We start from the raw sequence: 17,011 nt of genomic DNA, 5'->3' as shown, positions 1-17,011 counted from the left end.
TCACCCGTCAGGCATTCTTGCCCCGTTCACCCTGCCAACCTGGCCATACTTTTTAAATGCAGCACATGTTTTAACCCAAAAACCCCTGAACACTCACGTGAAAAATGGTCTTTTTGGCGATGTCGCTGAAATTTAATTACAACAGCGGCGATATCAGTTTGGCTAATCCACCTTTTGTACAGTATCAAAGGGCGCCCGTGAGCGCCCTGATTGTTTCTTCATCAATCCTTCATTCAGTATCAGTGATAACAGAAATGATGAACAACCTGAGAAATCAGCTCACGAGTCGGTTTAATGAACGCAGTATCAATATATTCATCTGGCTGATGCGCCTGATCGATAGAACCAGGTCCGAGCACCAGCGTCGGGCACAGTTCCTGAATAAACGGCGCTTCGGTGCAGTAGTTAACGATTTCCGTTTCCACGCCCAGTAATTTCTCGACCACCTGCACCAGCGGGTGATCCGGCGGACATTCATAGCCCGGGATCGGTGGATGCAGTTCTTCAATCACAATACGTCCCGGCCAGCGTTCGCTGACGGGGGCCAGTGCCTCGTTCAACAGACCATCAATGTCGGTCAGCGTCAGACCCGGCAGCGGGCGGATATCCATGTGCATTTCACAACAGGCACAAATACGGTTTGGTGCGTCGCCGCCGTTGATATAACCAAAGTTCATGGTCGGGTACGGGATCACGAAACCACTGTGGTTGTAACGGCTTTTCAGCGTATTGCGCAGCGTCATTAAATGGGTAATCGATTCGTGCATCAGTTCAATAGCGTTCACGCCGCGGGACGGATCACTGGAATGGCCGGACTGACCGGTGATGCGGATTGCATTCGACAGATGCCCCTTATGCGCACGAACCGGCTTGAGCGAAGTGGGTTCACCGATGATCGCGCAATCAGGGCGAATTTTGGCATTTTTAGAGAAATAGCTGGCACCGGCCATCGTGGTTTCTTCATCGGCGGTCGCCAAAATATACAGCGGTTTAGTCAGTTTGGTCAGATCGACATCACGCAATGAATCGAGGATGAACGCGAAGAAACCTTTCATGTCGGCAGTCCCTAAACCATAGAGCTTATTTTCATGCTCGGTCAGGGTGAAAGGATCACGTGTCCAGCGGCCGTCATCGAACGGAACGGTATCGGTATGACCCGCCAGCAGCAACCCGCCTGCACCGTCACCGGTACTGGCTAACATATTGAATTTATGGCGTGTTCCTGGCACGGGTTGCACTTCGACTTTGAAGCCTAAATCACCGAACCAGCCTGCCAGTAGATTGATTAACGTCTCATTGCTCTGGTCCAGTGCAGCGTCTGTGGCGCTGATGGAAGGGGTGGCGATTAACGCCCGGTAGAGCTCAATAAAAGGAGGTAATTTCATCTTCACTGTTGACAGCCTTTAGTTAGGGTAGTATTCATATTCATGCAATAATTGTGAATAAAAATACAATAAGCCAGCGCGTAAGGAAACCGGAAAAAAATTCATCCGGCCCCTACCCAAAAATTGAGAAGGTGAACAAGCCCTATGTTAAATACGCTGATTGTTGGTGCCACAGGTTATGCCGGAGCCGAACTCGCTGCTTACCTGAATCGCCACCCACATATGAACATAACCGGTTTAACGGTTTCAGCGCAAAGTGCAGATGCAGGAAAATTACTTTCTGATTTGCATCCTCAATTAAAAGGCATCGTCGATTTGCCTGTTTCGCCACTGACTGACGTGGCGGAAGCCGCGAAAGGTGTCGATGTGGTATTTCTGGCGACCGCGCATGAAGTCAGCCACGATTTAGCACCACAGTTTCTGGCGGCGGGCTGCGTAGTGTTTGATCTATCCGGTGCTTTTCGCGTCAGCAAACCTGAGTTTTATACCGAATTCTACGGTTTTGAGCATCAGCATCTCGACCTGCTCGACCAAGCTGTGTACGGCCTGGCCGAATGGCAGGCTGACAAATTAAAAGATGCACAGCTGATCGCCGTTCCGGGCTGTTACCCGACCGCTTCGCAGCTGGCGCTTAAACCCCTTATCGAAAATGGTTTGCTCAATGACAGCCAGTGGCCGGTGATCAACGCCACCAGCGGTGTTAGTGGTGCAGGCCGTAAAGCCACGCTCGGCAACAGCTTCTGCGAAGTCAGCCTTCAGCCATACAAGCTCTTCAGCCACCGTCATCAGCCAGAAATTGCCGAGCATCTTGGCGTGCCGGTGATTTTCACACCGCATCTGGGCAACTTCCCGCGCGGTATCCTGGCGACTATCACCTGCCGTCTGAACGCGGGTGTCACGGAGCAGGACGTGGCGGAAGCCTTCCATAATGCTTATCACGATAAACCGCTGGTGCGTTTGTACACCAAAGGCGTTCCGGCGCTGAAAGACGTGGTTGGCCTGCCGTTTTGCGATATCGGTTTTGCGGTGAAAGGCGAACATCTGATTGTGGTGGCGACGGAGGATAATGTGCTTAAAGGCGCGTCCGCGCAGGCGGTTCAGTGCATGAATATCCGTTTCGGCTTCCCGGAAACACAATCACTGCTTTAACACTTCGTCAGATTGTCAGCAAACAGAAAACAACCGCCCCTGAGCGTTTATTCAGACGTGCAGGGGTGTTAGATTAAATTAAATGTATTGTTATTAATTAACATTCTCAACCGGTCGGGGCGCGAACAGCTATGAATCCGTTAGTCATAAAATTAGGTGGTGTGTTGCTGGACAATGAAGAAGCGCTCGAGCGCCTGTTCATGGCGGTAGTGGCTTATCGTCAGGAATATCACCGCCCGCTGGTTATTGTTCACGGTGGCGGCTGCCTGGTTGACGAGCTGATGAAAAAGCTGAATCTGCCGGTGGTGAAAAAAGCCGGTCTGCGTGTGACTCCGGCTGATCAGATTGACATTATCACCGGCGCACTTGCTGGCAGCGCTAACAAAACCCTGCTGGCGTGGGCGGTTAAAAATCATATCAACGCCGTTGGCCTGTCTCTGGCAGACGGCGGTACTGTCAGCGTTACACAACTGGATGAATCACTGGGCTTCGTCGGTAAAGCCGAAGCGGGTAACCCGGCGCTGATTAACACGCTGCACGGCGCAGGCTACCTGCCGATTGTCAGTTCTATCGGCATCACCGCAAACGGCGAGCTGATGAACGTTAACGCTGATCAGGCTGCGACCGCACTGGCGGCCACGCTGGGCGCGGATCTGATCCTGCTGTCTGATGTCAGTGGCATTCTTGACGGCAAAGGTCAGCGTATCCCGGAAATGAGCGCAGAGAAAGCCGAGCAGCTTATCGCGCAGGGTATTATCACCGATGGCATGATCGTCAAAGTTCACGCTGCGCTGGACGCCGCCCGTTCTCTGGGACGTCCGGTTGATATTGCCAGCTGGCGTCATGCCGAACAATTACCGGCACTGTTTAACGGCGTCGCCATCGGCACACGTATTCTGGCGTAACGCACCGGCGGCGCATTCGGTATACCCTTTTCAAGGGCGCAGCATAGTGCGCCCTTTTGCATAAAAAATTCAGGAGCAGGAAAATGGCACTTTGGGGCGGACGTTTTACTCAGGCAGCGGATCAGCGGTTTAAAGAACTCAATGACTCACTGCGTTTCGATTACCGGCTGGCAGAGCAGGACATCGTGGGCTCAGTAGCCTGGTCCAAAGCGCTGGTGACCGTCAACGTATTAACCGCTGACGAGCAAATCCAGCTGGAAGAGGCGCTGACCGTGCTGCTGGAAGAAGTCCGTGCCAATCCCCGCGCTATTTTAGCCAGCGACGCCGAAGATATTCATAGCTGGGTCGAAGGTAAACTGATCGACAAAGTCGGTAATCTTGGCAAGAAACTGCATACCGGCCGCAGCCGTAACGATCAGGTCGCGACCGACATCAAACTGTGGTGTAAAGCGCAGGTGGTTGAACTGGGCGATGCATTGCATCATTTACAGCAGGCGCTGGTCGCCACCGCCGAAGCCAATCAGGACGCGGTGATGCCGGGTTACACCCATCTGCAACGCGCTCAGCCGGTGACCTTTGCGCACTGGTGCATGGCGTATGTTGAAATGCTGGCGCGTGACGAAAGCCGTCTGAAAGATACCCTGACCCGTCTGGACGTCAGCCCGCTGGGCTGTGGCGCACTGGCCGGTACGGCATATCCGATGGATCGCGAACAGCTGGCGGGCTGGTTAGGTTTTGCTTCTGCGACCCGTAACAGCCTCGACAGCGTTTCTGACCGTGACCATGTTCTTGAACTGCTGTCCAACGCGGCCATCAGTATGGTTCACCTTTCCCGTTTTGCCGAAGACCTGATCTTCTTTAACACCGGCGAAGCGGCGTTTATTGATTTGTCCGATCGCGTGACGTCAGGTTCCTCCCTGATGCCGCAGAAGAAAAACCCGGATGCGCTGGAGCTGATCCGCGGCAAATGTGGCCGCGTACAAGGCGCACTGACTGGCATGATGATGACCATGAAGGGCCTGCCGCTGGCGTACAACAAAGACATGCAGGAAGACAAAGAAGGGCTGTTCGATGCGCTCGACACCTGGATGGATTGCCTGAATATGGCGTCGCTGGTGCTGGACGGCATTCAGGTGAAACGCCCGCGTGCGAAAGAAGCTGCACAGCAAGGCTACGCCAATTCCACCGAACTGGCAGACTATCTGGTTGCCAAAGGCGTGCCGTTCCGCGAAGCACACCATATTGTGGGTGAAGCGGTGGTCGAAGCGATTAATCAGGGGAAGGCGCTGGAAGAATTGCCGCTGGCTGATTTGCAGAAATTCAGCAATGTGATTGGCGATGACGTTTACGCGATCCTTGAACTGCAATCCTGTCTCGACAAACGTGCCGCCAAAGGTGGCGTTTCTCCGCAGCAGGTCGCGCAGGCGATTGCCGATGCGAAAGCGCGTTTAGCGTAAAATAAAAAAGGCGGACCGAAGTCCGCCTGATTTTACTGTTTGGTTTCCCGACGCTTATTGTGCGACTTCGCACAACGCTTCTGTTTCTGAATGGAGGTAAACCTCCAGGTCGTCACTTCCCCCAATGTGGCGTCCACCGATAAAGACTTGCGGCACTGTCGCCCGCCCTGTCACGGCGCGCAGACTGACGGTGGTCGCGTCTTTACCTAATACAATTTCTTCGTACTGAATGCCGCGTTCCTGCAACATTTGTTTGGCTTTCGCACAGAACGGACAGCCCGGTTTGGTGAATACGGACACGGATTCTTGTACTTTAAATTCTGGTGCCAGATATTTGAGCATGGTGTCTGCATCAGACACTTCAAACGGGTCGCCCGGTTTGTTTGGCTCAACGAACATTTTCTCGACTACACCATTGCGCACCAGCATGGAATAACGCCATGAACGCGGGCCGAAGCCTAAATCCGCTTTCTCAACCAGCATGTCCATGCCTTTGGTGAATTCACCGTTACCGTCCGGAATGAAAGTGATGTTGGACGCGTTTTGTTCGGCTTTCCAGGCGTTCATCACGAAGGTGTCATTCACGGAAACGCACAGAATGCTGTCGACGCCGTGGTTTTTAAAGACCGGAGCCAGTTCGTTGTAACGTGGAAGATGGCTTGAAGAGCAGGTCGGGGTGAAGGCTCCCGGTAATGAAAACACAATCACTGTTTTATTTTTAAACAGCTGCTCGCTGCTGAGATCTACCCACTGGTCGCCCTGTCGGGTGTGAAAAGTAACGTACGGTACGTGTTTCCCTTCCTGGCTTGCAAACATGAATAACCTCTTAATTAATCAATAAAATACAAAATATTTTCGGCATTGCCGTTTCGCTGGGAGGCATTATTCACAATAATGGTTGATAGATATAATCGTTGATTGCTATCTTATCTATCGTTAACAGCTATCTCATTGCCTTTTAGGGACTGGAGGAAAAATGAACATTCGCGATCTAGAGTATCTGGTGGCGCTGGCGGAGTTCCGTCACTTTCGCCGCGCAGCAGATTCATGCCATGTCAGTCAGCCGACGTTAAGCGGTCAGATTCGTAAACTGGAAGATGAACTTGGCGTTATGTTGCTTGAAAGAACCAGCCGCAAAGTGTTGTTTACACAAGCCGGTTTGTTGCTGGTGGATCAGGCGCGCACGGTGTTACGTGAAGTGAAAGTTCTGAAAGAGATGGCGAGCCAACAGGGTGAAGCGATGTCCGGGCCGATGCATATCGGGCTGATCCCGACCGTCGGGCCTTATTTGCTGCCCCAGATTATTCCTTCGCTGCACAAAACCTTCCCGAAGCTGGAAATGTATCTGCACGAAGCGCAAACCCATCAGTTACTGGCTCAGCTGGACAGCGGAAAACTCGACTGTGCCATTCTGGCGCTGGTGAAAGAGAGCGAAGCGTTTATTGAAGTGCCGCTGTTTGATGAGCCGATGAGGCTGGCGATCTACGACGATCATCCATGGGCATCTCGCGATCGTGTGGCGATGGCCGATCTGGCCGGTGAAAAACTGCTGATGCTGGAAGACGGGCACTGCCTGCGTGATCAGGCGCTCGGTTTCTGCTTCCAGGCAGGCGCGGATGAAGATACCCATTTCCGGGCAACCAGTCTGGAAACGCTGCGCAATATGGTGGCGGCGGGAAGCGGGATTACCTTGCTGCCATCACTGGCTGTGCCCAATGAGCGCAGCCGTGACGGCGTGACGTATCTGATGTGTGACAAACCGGAACCACGACGCACCATCGCGCTGGTATATCGTCCCGGTTCGCCACTGCGCGGGCGTTACGAGCAGCTGGCGGAAGCCATCAAAGAGCACATGCAGCCTTACATGGACCGAACCGCAGTCTTAAAACAGGCGGTTTAAGCCGTTCAGTGCCGCAACGCGATAGGCCTCTGCCATGGTCGGATAGTTGAAGGTGGTATTAACGAAATACTCGATAGTATTCCCTTCACCTTTCTGTTCCATGATGGCCTGACCGATGTGAATAATCTCGGCGGCGCGTTCACCAAAGCAGTGAATTCCCAGAATTTCTTTGGTCTCACGGTGGAACAGAAGCTTCAGACTACCCACGTTCATGCCTGCAATTTGTGCGCGTGCCAGATGTTTAAACTGTGCGCGGCCCACTTCGTAGGGCACTTTCATCGCTGTCAGTTCCTGTTCGGTTTTACCCACGGAACTGATTTCAGGAATGGTGTAAATACCCGTCGGAATGTTTTCTATAAGGTGGACTTTCGCTTCGCCCTGAATCATGGCCTGCGCGGCGATACGTCCCTGATCGTAAGCCGCTGATGCCAGGCTTGGATAGCCAATGACGTCACCGACCGCATAAATATGTGACAGCGCAGTCTGATACATGCTGTTCACTTTCAGCAGCCCGCGGCTGTCAGCTTCCAGACCAATGTTCTCCAGACCCAGTTTATCGGTGTTACCTGTGCGCCCGTTGGCATACAGCAGTGCATCAGCTTTCACTTTTTTACCGGATTTAAGATGCATGATCACACCGTCTTCCACGCCTTCGATCATCTCGAACTCTTCGTTGTGGCGGATAACCACACCGTTATTCCAGAAGTGATAGGACAGGGCGTCTGACATTTCCTGATCGAGGAAAGACAGCAAGCGGTCACGGGTGTTGATTAAGTCCACTTTGACGTTAAGACCGCGGAAGATCGACGCATATTCGCAGCCGATTACACCCGCTCCGTAGATAATCACGTGGCGTGGCTCATGGCTCAGTTCGAGGATCAGGTCGCTGTCGTAAATGCGCGGATGACCAAAATCGACATTGGCAGGGCGGTAAGGACGCGAACCGCAGGCAATCACGATGTTATCAGCGGTAATTTGTTCGTGTGTGTTATCGGCATAGCGGATGCTGATGGTGTTGGCATCCACAAAACTGGCATCTCCGGAAAACAGCTGGCATTGGTTTCTCTCATAGAAACCCTGGCGCATACGTGTTTGCTGATTAATAACCGAATCGGCGTGACGCAGGATGTCCGGGAAACTCGAACTCATAGTGCGGGAGTTATCACTGTAGAGCGGGTTTTGGTTAAATTCGATGATTCTGCTGACGGCGTGGCGTAATGCTTTGGAAGGGATGGTTCCCCAGTGAGTACATCCGCCACCGACGTTGTTATAGCGTTCGATGACAGCAACCCGGGCGCCTTGTTTAACCAGTCCCATCGCGGCGCCTTCTCCGCCAGGGCCTGAGCCAATGATGATGGCATCAAAATGTGAGTGCTGTGGCATGGTTCGAAACCTATTTTTATACAAAATCACAACGAGAAAGTAACATATTACACCTATTTACCCCACATGCAGTTGTCATTTAATGGTAATGCAGCAACATTCTGACCCACTTTATGCTGTTGTATCTTTGGCTCCGACCGTTAAAATTTTTGGTATAGTGAAGCGATATCGGGCGAATAATCAAAAAGAAGAATACTATCCGGATGAAGGTTATGGGCGTAAGAGCACAACAAAAAGAGCGCACGCGCCGCTCACTGATTGAGGCGGCTTTTAGCCAGCTTAGTGCCGAGCGTAGCTTTGCCAGTCTGAGTCTGCGTGAGGTTTCCCGCGAGGCAGGCATTGCGCCAACCTCCTTTTACCGGCACTTTCGCGATGTGGATGAACTGGGTCTGACAATGGTTGATGAAAGTGGTCTGATGCTGCGTCAGCTGATGCGCCAGGCACGCCAGCGCATTGCGAAAGGGGGCAGCGTGATCCGCACATCCGTCTCCACGTTTATGGAATTCATCGGTAACAATCCCAACGCATTCCGCCTGTTGTTACGTGAACGCTCCGGTACGTCATCGGCGTTTCGTGCCGCCGTCGCCCGTGAAATTCAGCATTTTATTGCGGAACTTGCCGACTATCTGCAACTCGAAAACCATATGCCGCGCAGTTTTACTGAAGCGCAGGCTGAGGCCATGGTGATCATCGTTTTCAACGCCGGGGCGGAAGCGCTGGATGTGGATATTGCACAGCGTCGCCAGCTGGAGGAACGCCTGGTGTTGCAGCTGCGGATGATTTCCAAAGGCGCATATTACTGGTATCGCCGTCAGCAGGAACGGACGGCTGTGACCCCCCTCACTAATATGACCCGAGGTAAAGAAGATGACCGAACAACCGAACCAGGATAATGGCACTCTGGTTTTGGCTTTGATTGCCGGGCTGTCAATTAATGGCACTTTCGATGCGTTATTCAGTTCTGTCGTAACGTTTTCGATCTTCCCGATCATTTCTCTGGTGTTAGCGGTGTATTGCCTGCACGTTCGTTACCACCGCGGTGAAATGCCGAAAGGGTTACCGGTTCTGGCTGCAGCCTGCTTCCTGCTGGGTCTGTTACTGTACAGCACCATCGTGCGAGCGGAATACCCCGAACTGGGCTCGAACTTCCTGCCGTCGCTGATTTGTGTGGCACTGATCTTCTGGATAGGTCTGAAGCTGAAAAAACGTAAGTCTTCCGCTCAGTAGTCCTTCCTCATAAGTAAAAGAGGCAATCTGCGGATTGCCTTTTTTTATATCCAGTCCATTTAATGAACTGTCATTTCATTAATATCAAACCTATGTTCAATATTTAGATATTGATCGCCCACTTCTTCATTTCTTTGCCATAAAGTCCGTTTGAGTGGCAAAAACCAAAAGGTTTTCATTCCTGCTCCTCGTTAATTTGAATCATGGCCGGACGAAGTATTTTCGTTCGCATTCAGCCTACGCCTATAGGTGATTTAACAGAGGCAACACGGCAATGAAAACACGTAAAATCGGATTCTTTAATTACATCGCTTACGGGTCAGGCGATTTTCTCGGGGCGGGTACGACAGCTCTGACTGCGGCGTGGCTACTCTATTTTTACACCACGTTTTGCGGTCTTTCGCCCATTGAAGCGACCTTTATTTTTGCCACCGCGCGCGTAGCCGATGCGGTGCTGAGCCCGCTGATGGGGTATCTCACTGATAACTTCGGCAACACCTGGCTCGGCAAGCGTTTTGGCCGCCGCAAGTTCTTCATCCTGCTCGGTATTCCTTGTGTGTTCAGCTACAGCTTCATGTGGGTGGGAGACATGGGATATGTCTATTATCTGCTGACCTATCTGCTGTTCGATATCGTCTACACCATGATTCTGGTGCCGTATGAAACACTGGTGCCGGAAATGACCGATGATTTCAAACAGAAAACTAAATTTTCCGGCGCCCGTATCGCTCTGGCACAGTTGTCAGCGATTCTGGCGGCCTTCCTGCCGGGGATTCTGTTGCAGCATTTCGGCAAAGATAATGCCATTTCCTTCTTCTATTCGAGCCTGGTCTTTGCGGTAATTTGCGCATTCGTTCTGACACTGGTGTATTTCTTTACCTGGGAAAGACCGGAAGAGCTCAAATCTGAAGCCACGAAGAAAATTGAGCGCGAACGTCAGCAACTGACGCTGGCGCAGAGCCTGAAACGTCTGAAAGTGGAATTATCCTCGACGCTGCGCATCAAGATATTCCGTCAACATCTGGGGTTATACCTTGGCGGGTATATCGCGCAGGACGTGTTTAATGCCGTCTTCACCTATTACGTCGTGTTCGTGCTGATGCAAAGTGCTGCAATTGCCTCCAACCTGATGGGCATGATGGCCATCCTGCAATTCGTGGCGGTAATTGGCATGATCCCGCTGTGTATCCGCTTTGGTCCTGCGCCATCCTATCGCCTGGCTGTTTCCCTGTTCGGGCTGGCCGCTATCTCGTACGGCGTGCTGTATTACACCGGTATGAATGATTCGATGTCATTACTGCTGCTGATTTCCGCGCTGGCCGGTCTTGGCCGTGGCGGGATCAACTACGTGCCGTGGAATATCTACACCTATATCGCTGACGTTGATGAAACCATTACCGGTCAGCGCCGCGAAGGGATTTTCGCCGGCGTGATGACGCTGACCCGCAAAGCATCACAGGCCGGTGCGGTGATGCTGGTAGGGATTATCTTGCAACTTGCCGGGTTCGTTTCCGGGCAAAGTCAGCAGGTTCCGGCAGTCGGTCATACCATTCTTGGTGTACTGGTGATCGGGTCATTACTGATGCTCAGTATCGGTTTCACCATCTCCCTGTTCTTCCGTCTTAATCAGAAAACGCACGGTGTGCTGACCCGCGAAACGCAGAAAATGCGTGATGCTAACCGTATCGTACCGGAGCAAATTACGCCGGAAGACCGGGCTACGGTCGAAATGCTGACAGGAATGAAATACGAATCTCTGTGGGGCAATAACAACATCGGTTATCTGCATCGCAATAACCCGCCTCCCGAAAAGCTGACCCGTGAAAATACCGCTGAAATGCCGGTCCAGGGACGTTTATAAATTTTGAATTCACAGGAGAACGCCATGAAAGTTTTTGAAGTTAAACACAGTGCCTTGCTGCGACAGCCGGAACATTTCATTTCTCGCGGGGAACTGAAATCGCTGATCCACAACGTGACCAACAATCTGGTGAATATCGAAGATAAAACCGGTGAATTCTTGTTACGCCTCGACGATGGCCGCGTGATTGACACCAAAGGCTGGGCTGGCTGGGAGTGGACGCACGGCATCGGGCTTTACGGTATCTATCAGTATTATCAGCAGACTGGTGACGAAAAAATGCGTGCGGTGATCGACGACTGGTTTACCGCGCGTCTGGCCGAAGGCACGCCGACCAAAAACGTCAATACCATGAGCCCGTTCCTGACGCTGGCTTATCGTTATGAGGAAACCGGCAATGCGGCATGGCGTCCTTATCTGGAGCGCTGGGCGGAATGGGTAATGTATGAAATGCCGCGCACTGATAAAGGTGCGATGCAGCACATCGTTTATAACAACGAAAATCATCAGCAAATGTGGGACGACACGCTGATGATGAGCGTGCTGCCGCTGGCGAAAATCGGCAAATTGCTGGATCGTCCGGAGTTTGTCGAAGAAGCGACGTATCAGTTCCTGATGCACGTGCAATATCTGATGGATCGCGAGACCGGTCTGTGGTTCCACGGCTGGACATTTGACGGCCATCATAACTTTGCCCAGGCCCGTTGGGCGCGCGGCAACAGCTGGCTGACGATTGCTATTCCGGAATTCCTCGAGCTGGTGGATTTGCCGGAAAACAACGCAACCCGCCGTTATTTATTGCAGGTGCTGGAAAGCCAGGTCAGTGCGCTGGCGAAATGTCAGGATGACAGCGGTCTATGGCATACGCTGCTTGATGACCCGCAATCTTATCTTGAAAGCTCAGCGACCGCCGGTTTCGCCTATGGCATTTTGAAAGCCGTGCGTAAACGCTATATCAAAGCGTCTTATGCGCCGGTGGCGGAGAAAGCCATTCAGGGGGTGATCAAACACATCAACCCGGCAGGGGAGCTGACGCAAACGTCATTCGGAACGGCGATGGGGAATGATCTCGATTTCTATCGTGAAATCGCGCTGACCTCGATGCCTTACGGACAGGCAATGGCGATCCTGTGTCTGTCAGAATATCTGCGGGTCTATTTGTAGTATCGTGGATAACGGACTGAAATAAAAACGGGCACTCAAAAGGTGCCCGTTTTTTTTCATCCGCTGTCAGATTTTTTCCAGCAGTACGCCAGATTCCATATGGTGCGTATACGGGAACTGATCAAACAACGCCAGACGTGTCACGCGGTGCGTCTTGCTCAGTGTTTCCAGATTCGCGCACAGTGTTTCCGGATTGCAGGAGATATAAAGAATACGGTCGTAGCCTGCCACCATCTTCACTGTTTCGTCATCCAGTCCGCTGCGCGGCGGGTCGACAAAAATGGTGTTGCATTCATACCCGCTTAAATCAATATCCTGCAAACGGCGGAATTCGCGTACGCCATTCAGCGCCTGTGTGAAATCTTCGGCCGCCATGCGGATAATCTGCACGTTATCAATATGGTTCGCCGCAATGTTGAATTGCGCGGCTGCGACGGAAGGTTTGGCGATTTCTGTCGCCAGAACGCGGCGGAAGTTGCGTGCCAGAGCCAGCGAGAAGTTGCCGTTACCACAGTAAAGTTCCAGCAAATCGCCGGTCGAGTTTTCCGTGGCCTTCAGCGCCCATTCCAGCATCTGAATGTTCATCTCAGCGTTTGGCTGGGTGAAACTGTTTTCCACCTGACGGTAAATCATATCGCGGCCCGCCACCGGAAGGACTTCGTCGACATAATCCTGGTCGAGCATGATTTTAGTTTTGGCTGCACGGCCAATCAGCTGGATGTCAAACCCGTCAGCGCGCAACTGGTCGCGCAAGGCGGTAGCAGCCTGCTGCCATTCGTCATCAAGCTTACGATGGTAAAGCAGCGAGGCAATGATTTTGCCACTGCGGGTCGACAGATAGTCGATCTGGAAGATCTTGCGGCGCAATGCCGGATCTTGTTTGATGGCCGCAATAAGCTTAGGCATCAGGCGGTTAATCAGTTCGCTGGCGGTCGGGAACTGGTCCACACGCACACGGGCTTTGGTCTGCTGATCAAACATGATGTGGTACAGGTCGCCTTCATCGTGCCAGACGCGGAATTCGGCGCGCATACGATAATGGCTGACAGGAGAACGGAAAACGTCAGGCTGCGGCGCATTATAAGGCGACATCATCGCCGTGAGACGTGCGGTCTTTTCCGCCAACTGGTCGTCATAGTGTTCAATGGGCAGGTTTTCAGGCGTCATCGGTTATCTCGTCTAACAGGAAGTAAATGAACAAACTTTGCGGGGGATTGTAGGGAAAGTCACTCCTATGTCCACCTTTGTTGCATTTCTTCCAGTAAAACATACCTGACGTTACGGATGTCTGGATTTCCAAATGGGTTGATCGTAGGATTGCGCTTCGGCCTCATTGACTGAGTTAAAAGGGAATCCGGTGTGAATCCGGAACTGGCGCGCAGCGGTATGGGGAAATCACGGCGATAGCATTCTTTATTATGCAGACACTGTTTCTTCTTTCTCTTTCCCTCTTTATATAAAGACAAGAGAGAAGAGGAGATGGGAAGTCATCGCCCGGTGCGGGTATTTTTTAATTAATTACGACGTAATTAATTAGCCTGCAAATCCTAAGTCCGAAGACCTGCCGATGTTACGTCGCATTAATCATCGTCGTCGCGAAATACCGTCGGTGATCCTCTGCGGCATCCGCCAATTAAGTTTGGATGCTCGATTCATGACAATTAAAAAGCATGTGCTGCTGACGGCATTATCTGTCACGGCTTTTTCAGGGTGGGCGCAAGACAGCACTTCCACAAACAGTGGTGATGACCTGGTTGTTACCGCGAACCGTTTTCCACAGCCCGTTTCCTCAGTACTCGCGCCGACGGATATCGTCACGCGCGCAGATATCGACCGGTGGCAGTCAAAATCTGTGGCTGATGTTTTGCGTCGTTTACCGGGCGTGGATATTGCCCAGAACGGTGGAATGGGCCAGCAGACCTCATTATTTGTTCGCGGAACGAATGCCAGCCACACATTGGTGCTGATGGATGGTGTGCGTCTTAACCAGGCAGGTATTTCCGGCGCGGTGGATATCAGCCAGATTCCCATTTCTCTGGTTCAGCGTATTGAGTTTATTCGTGGCCCACGCTCGGCAGTTTATGGCTCCGATGCCATTGGGGGTGTGGTTAACATCATTACCACGCGTGATAAATTAGGCACGACATTGACAGCCGGTATCGGTTCAAACGGCTATCAGGCTTATGACGGCTCAACGCAGCAGAAACTCGGTGAGAATACTGTTCTGACGGTAGCGGGGAACTATACCTATACAAAAGGTACCGATGTGGTGGCGAATCTGCCGGATAATTACGGTGATCCGCGTCAACCTGATCGTGATGGCTTCATGAGTAAGACGCTCTGGGCAGGTCTTGAGCATCAGTTCAACGACCAGTTCAGCGGTTTTGCCCGCGCATACGGTTTTGATAACCGCACGGCCTATGACGGAACATACAGTTACGCAGATCCGACACACAGTGATGCGCTGCCTGACACACGCCAGTTGTACAGCCGGACTTACGATACCGGGTTGCGCTTCCAGCAAGGGATCTATTCGACGCAAATCAGCGGAAGCTATAGCAATACTAAAGACTACAATTATGACCCGAAATACGGTCCTTATTCCGCTTCTGCAACGCTGGACGATTCAGATCAATACAACCTGCAATGGGGAAACACCTTCCAGGTAGGGCAGGGAACTCTCAGCGCTGGCGCTGACTGGCAGAAACTCAGTACTCAGCCAGGCACCAACTATATTACCGATGGCTATACCCAACGAAACACGGGTGTGTACGCGACAGCTCAGCAAAAAGTGAGCGATTTCACTTTTGAAGGCGCAGTGCGTAATGACGATAATTCACAGTTTGGTTCGCATGGCACCTGGCAAAGTAGTGCTGCCTGGGAGTTTATTGACGGCTACCGTTTGATTGCGTCTTACGGAACAGCGTTTAAAGCGCCTAATCTGGGACAGTTATATGGCAGTTTTGGCGGTAATGCCGATCTTAAGCCTGAAGAAAGTAAAGAATGGGAAGGTGGGCTGGAAGGCCTGACCGGACCATTGAACTGGCGCTTGTCTGCTTATCGTAATGACATCGATCAGATGATCAGTTACGACAATCAGCAATTCGGTTATTACAATATCGATAAGGCAACAATTAAGGGTGTTGAATGGACCGGGTCTTTCGATACGGGTCCGTTCAGGCATCAGGTCACATTGGAATATTTAGATCCCCGCAATGCTGAGACCAACGAGATTTTATTACGCCGTGCTAAACAACAGGCGAAATATCAGCTCGACTGGACTGTGGCTGATTTTGACTGGTCGCTCAGTTATCAGTATTTGGGTGAACGATACGATAAGAATTACAACACCAATGAAAATGTACGCCTGGGTGGTGTGAGTCTTTGGGATCTTGCTGTGTCATATCCGGTAACGTCACATCTGACGGTTCGTGGTAGAATTGCCAACCTCTTTGATAAAGATTACGAGACGGTTTATGGCTACGAAACACCAGGACGTGAGTACAACCTTACTGGAAGCTATACCTTCTGATACAACACAAGTTCCTGACCGCCCGACGGTGCTGGTTTTCGATTCCGGCGTCGGCGGGTTGTCGGTTTATGATGAGGTCCGGCAGATGTTGCCGGACCTGCACTATATATATGCCTTCGACAATGTGGCTTTCCCCTACGGCGAGAAATCCGAAGAGTTTATTGTTGAGCGTGTGGTTGAGATTGTCAGCGCTGTTGCGAAACGCCATCCCCTTTCTATTATTGTCATCGCCTGCAACACTGCGAGCACCGTTTCTCTCCCCGCATTACGCGCCAAATTCAGTTGTCCTGTTGTCGGGGTTGTCCCGGCAATCAAACCTGCAGCTAAATTAACGCGTAATGGTGTGGTCGGATTGCTGGCGACCCGTGCGACAGTTCAGCGTCCTTATACGCATGATCTGGTCGCACGCTTTGCGACGGATTGTCAGATTCTGATGCTGGGTTCCGCAGAGCTGGTGGAACTGGCAGAAGCGAAGCTGCATGGCGAAGAGGTTTCACTGGCTGCATTGAAGAAAATCTTGCACCCGTGGCTGCGTTTACGGGAACCACCAGACACGGTGGTCTTAGGTTGCACGCATTTCCCGTTGCTTTCGCAAGAGCTGTCACAGGTTTTGCCTGATGGTACGCGTATGATCGACTCGGGTTCTGCGATTGCGAGGCGCGCGCATTGGTTAATTGAAACTTCTCATGTGCCAATTCCTGAAAAAAAAGCCGATGTGGAAATCGAGTGTGTCGCCTACTGCATGGCGATGACTGCAGAGGCACAAAGTTTGCTGCCTGTTTTACAGGCATATGGCTTCAGAAGTATCCAGGAATTGCCGCTTTAAACATCATTTGATGAAAGATTCAGCGGTCGGTAAATTATTTGTATTTTAGGGGTTGCGGCCTTCTGAGAACTCCCTATAATGCGCCTCCACTGACCGGGAACAACGACTGACAAGTCGCCCGGACGGGAAGAGAAAAAGAAGAATGTTCGAATGAATAATCTCTTGACTCTTCAGCGGGAAAACGTAATATACGCCTCCCGCGCCGCATAAGATTCCTTGCGA

At 51.7% G+C, this 17,011-nt stretch carries 14 protein-coding genes and 1 riboswitch; of the genes, 10 read left to right on the top strand and 4 right to left on the bottom strand.

Annotated elements, in window-relative coordinates:
* Nucleotides 1-239: 239 nt before the first annotated feature.
* On the bottom strand, nucleotides 240-1,391 hold the full coding sequence (argE, locus tag AACU55_RS04415; RefSeq protein WP_134706746.1) for an acetylornithine deacetylase: 1,152 nt from the start codon (nucleotides 1,389-1,391) through the stop codon (nucleotides 240-242).
* A gap of 138 nt (nucleotides 1,392-1,529) precedes the next feature.
* Here argE and argC point away from each other — a divergent pair, with 138 nt between their 5' ends.
* The 3 genes from argC to argH all read left to right on the top strand — a co-directional run bounded on the left by argC (nucleotide 1,530) and on the right by argH (nucleotide 4,896).
* Nucleotides 1,530-2,534 carry an N-acetyl-gamma-glutamyl-phosphate reductase gene (argC, locus tag AACU55_RS04410; protein WP_015690596.1) on the top strand — a complete coding sequence of 335 codons (1,005 nt, stop codon included), beginning with the start codon at nucleotides 1,530-1,532 and terminating at the stop codon, nucleotides 2,532-2,534.
* 131 nt (nucleotides 2,535-2,665) lie between these two features.
* Nucleotides 2,666-3,439: an acetylglutamate kinase gene (gene argB / locus AACU55_RS04405; RefSeq protein ID WP_013577570.1), complete on the top strand. Its 774-nt coding sequence runs from the start codon at nucleotides 2,666-2,668 to the stop codon at nucleotides 3,437-3,439.
* Nucleotides 3,440-3,522: 83 nt separating this feature from the next.
* Nucleotides 3,523-4,896, top strand: coding sequence for an argininosuccinate lyase (argH, locus tag AACU55_RS04400; RefSeq protein ID WP_013577569.1), 1,374 nt, complete (start codon nucleotides 3,523-3,525; stop codon nucleotides 4,894-4,896).
* A gap of 54 nt (nucleotides 4,897-4,950) precedes the next feature.
* Here argH and AACU55_RS04395 read toward each other — a convergent pair whose 3' ends face one another.
* A complete protein-coding gene (locus AACU55_RS04395) occupies nucleotides 4,951-5,712 on the bottom strand; it encodes a glutathione peroxidase (protein ID WP_134706745.1) in 762 nt (253 codons plus the stop codon).
* Between the two features lie 160 nt (nucleotides 5,713-5,872).
* Here AACU55_RS04395 and oxyR point away from each other — a divergent pair, with 160 nt between their 5' ends.
* Nucleotides 5,873-6,796, top strand: coding sequence for a DNA-binding transcriptional regulator OxyR (gene oxyR / locus AACU55_RS04390; RefSeq protein ID WP_013577567.1), 924 nt, complete (start codon nucleotides 5,873-5,875; stop codon nucleotides 6,794-6,796).
* Here the strand turns inward: oxyR and sthA are convergent.
* A complete protein-coding gene (gene sthA / locus AACU55_RS04385) occupies nucleotides 6,779-8,179 on the bottom strand; it encodes a Si-specific NAD(P)(+) transhydrogenase (protein ID WP_013577566.1) in 1,401 nt (466 codons plus the stop codon). The two genes, oxyR and sthA, sit on opposite strands and share 18 nt — an antisense overlap.
* Before the next feature lie 212 nt (nucleotides 8,180-8,391).
* Here sthA and fabR point away from each other — a divergent pair, with 212 nt between their 5' ends.
* The 4 genes from fabR (at nucleotide 8,392) to bglB (ending at nucleotide 12,431) form a co-directional block, all read left to right on the top strand.
* Entirely contained in the window at nucleotides 8,392-9,072 is a 681-nt protein-coding gene (gene fabR / locus AACU55_RS04380) for an HTH-type transcriptional repressor FabR (RefSeq protein ID WP_013577565.1), read from the top strand.
* The gene (locus AACU55_RS04375) at nucleotides 9,047-9,406 is read left to right on the top strand and encodes a YijD family membrane protein (RefSeq protein ID WP_013577564.1); all 360 of its coding nucleotides are present in this window, start codon (nucleotides 9,047-9,049) and stop codon (nucleotides 9,404-9,406) included. The genes fabR and AACU55_RS04375 overlap by 26 nt, the downstream gene beginning before the upstream one ends.
* A 274-nt stretch (nucleotides 9,407-9,680) precedes the next feature.
* The gene (locus AACU55_RS04370) at nucleotides 9,681-11,267 is read left to right on the top strand and encodes an MFS transporter (RefSeq protein ID WP_013577562.1); all 1,587 of its coding nucleotides are present in this window, start codon (nucleotides 9,681-9,683) and stop codon (nucleotides 11,265-11,267) included.
* Between the two features lie 24 nt (nucleotides 11,268-11,291).
* Nucleotides 11,292-12,431, top strand: a complete 1,140-nt coding sequence (gene bglB, locus AACU55_RS04365) for a beta-galactosidase BglB (protein ID WP_134706744.1) — start codon at nucleotides 11,292-11,294, stop codon at nucleotides 12,429-12,431.
* 66 nt (nucleotides 12,432-12,497) lie between these two features.
* Here bglB and trmA read toward each other — a convergent pair whose 3' ends face one another.
* Nucleotides 12,498-13,598 carry a tRNA (uridine(54)-C5)-methyltransferase TrmA gene (gene trmA / locus AACU55_RS04360; protein ID WP_112152603.1) on the bottom strand — a complete coding sequence of 367 codons (1,101 nt, stop codon included), beginning with the start codon at nucleotides 13,596-13,598 and terminating at the stop codon, nucleotides 12,498-12,500.
* A gap of 141 nt (nucleotides 13,599-13,739) precedes the next feature.
* Nucleotides 13,740-14,014, top strand: a riboswitch (cobalamin riboswitch).
* Between the two features lie 71 nt (nucleotides 14,015-14,085).
* Here trmA and btuB point away from each other — a divergent pair.
* Nucleotides 14,086-15,963: a TonB-dependent vitamin B12 receptor BtuB gene (gene btuB / locus AACU55_RS04355; RefSeq protein ID WP_134706743.1), complete on the top strand. Its 1,878-nt coding sequence runs from the start codon at nucleotides 14,086-14,088 to the stop codon at nucleotides 15,961-15,963.
* Complete coding sequence (gene murI / locus AACU55_RS04350) at nucleotides 15,908-16,789, top strand: glutamate racemase (protein ID WP_134706742.1); 882 nt, start codon at nucleotides 15,908-15,910, stop codon at nucleotides 16,787-16,789. The genes btuB and murI overlap by 56 nt, the downstream gene beginning before the upstream one ends.
* The last annotated feature ends 222 nt before the right edge of the window (nucleotides 16,790-17,011 follow it).

Origin of the sequence: Rahnella sp. CJA17(1/100) (genome assembly GCF_963881615.1) — a bacterium.
GTDB classification, from domain to species: Bacteria; Pseudomonadota; Gammaproteobacteria; order Enterobacterales; family Enterobacteriaceae; genus Rahnella; species Rahnella aceris.
The sequence above is the reverse complement of the archived record's forward strand: the minus strand, read 5'-3'. Positions and strand labels throughout refer to the sequence as shown.

Coding starts and splice junctions, on each gene's coding strand:
- btuB (WP_134706743.1), top strand. CDS start 14,086: ATGACAATTAAAAAGCATGTGCTGCTGACGGCATTATCTGTCACGGCT.
- argB (WP_013577570.1), top strand. CDS start 2,666: ATGAATCCGTTAGTCATAAAATTAGGTGGTGTGTTGCTGGACAATGAA.
- AACU55_RS04370 (WP_013577562.1), top strand. CDS start 9,681: ATGAAAACACGTAAAATCGGATTCTTTAATTACATCGCTTACGGGTCA.
- argC (WP_015690596.1), top strand. CDS start 1,530: ATGTTAAATACGCTGATTGTTGGTGCCACAGGTTATGCCGGAGCCGAA.
- fabR (WP_013577565.1), top strand. CDS start 8,392: ATGGGCGTAAGAGCACAACAAAAAGAGCGCACGCGCCGCTCACTGATT.
- bglB (WP_134706744.1), top strand. CDS start 11,292: ATGAAAGTTTTTGAAGTTAAACACAGTGCCTTGCTGCGACAGCCGGAA.
- argH (WP_013577569.1), top strand. CDS start 3,523: ATGGCACTTTGGGGCGGACGTTTTACTCAGGCAGCGGATCAGCGGTTT.
- oxyR (WP_013577567.1), top strand. CDS start 5,873: ATGAACATTCGCGATCTAGAGTATCTGGTGGCGCTGGCGGAGTTCCGT.
- AACU55_RS04375 (WP_013577564.1), top strand. CDS start 9,047: ATGACCGAACAACCGAACCAGGATAATGGCACTCTGGTTTTGGCTTTG.
- murI (WP_134706742.1), top strand. CDS start 15,908: ATGGCTACGAAACACCAGGACGTGAGTACAACCTTACTGGAAGCTATA.
- trmA (WP_112152603.1), bottom strand. CDS start 13,598: ATGACGCCTGAAAACCTGCCCATTGAACACTATGACGACCAGTTGGCG.
- AACU55_RS04395 (WP_134706745.1), bottom strand. CDS start 5,712: ATGTTTGCAAGCCAGGAAGGGAAACACGTACCGTACGTTACTTTTCAC.
- sthA (WP_013577566.1), bottom strand. CDS start 8,179: ATGCCACAGCACTCACATTTTGATGCCATCATCATTGGCTCAGGCCCT.